The sequence below is a fragment of the Achromobacter sp. DH1f genome (genome assembly GCF_000633435.1).
Lineage (GTDB): Bacteria > Pseudomonadota > Gammaproteobacteria > Burkholderiales > Burkholderiaceae_B > Achromobacter > Achromobacter deleyi.
On sequence record NZ_AYMF01000073.1, the window covers coordinates 1 to 218 of the forward strand.

A 218-nucleotide genomic window follows, 5' to 3' on the forward strand; every position below is an offset into this window, starting at 1 on the left:
GACGATGGCCAGGCCCAGGCCATGGCTGTGCTCGACCCCGTCGCCGCGGCGCGCGGCGTCCACCCGGTAAAAGCGCTGGAACAGGTGCGGCAGGTGTTCGGGCGCAATCGGCGGGCCAGGGTTGCTGACCGCGATCTCCAGCATGCCGCCCTGCCGCGTGACGTCCACCGTGATCTCGGCGCCGGCCGACGAATACTGGATGGCGTTCTGCAGCAGGT

General features: G+C 70.2%; 1 protein-coding gene. It reads right to left on the reverse strand.

The genetic code is table 11. The annotated features are described in order from the left end of the window. Positions 1-218, reverse strand: a 218-nt coding sequence (locus U858_RS34090; RefSeq protein WP_042886081.1) for an ATP-binding protein, incomplete at both ends; no start/stop codon positions are given.